The following is a 383-nucleotide window of genomic DNA, read 5'->3' on the forward strand; positions in this document are numbered from 1 at the left end:
ACGGGAGCCGCCAAAAGGGGGGATCTGCAGCCGAGCGAGACGCTCGTGAAGCTGTTGGCCGCTCGCGTGGCGGGTATGGCACCAAGGCTTGCGTGATCGCCGACGGACAGGGCCGCGCCATCGCCTTCCGTCTGGCGCCCGGTCAGGCCCACGAACTGCCCCATGCGGTTCCCCTGCTCGACCAACTGCCGGGGGTACCCAAGTGGGTCGTCGGGGACCGCGGCTACACCAGCCACGTCTTTCGCGAACACATCTTGAATATGGGCGCTCGGCCTGCGATCCCGCCTCAGCGCCACGAAGCGCCCGTGGCCTGCCCGGATTGGATCTACAACAACCGCAACCAGGTCGAGCGCCTCTGGGCCAGGCTCAAGGAGTGGCGCGCC

At 68.1% G+C, this 383-nt stretch carries 1 protein-coding gene; it reads left to right on the forward strand.

The features are described 5' to 3' along the window. A partial coding sequence (locus ASF20_RS23120; RefSeq protein WP_156647979.1) for a transposase occupies positions 1–383 on the forward strand: 383 nt, incomplete at both ends.

The organism is Methylobacterium sp. Leaf88, from assembly GCF_001422795.1.
In the GTDB taxonomy this organism is placed as follows: Bacteria; Pseudomonadota; Alphaproteobacteria; order Rhizobiales; family Beijerinckiaceae; genus Methylobacterium.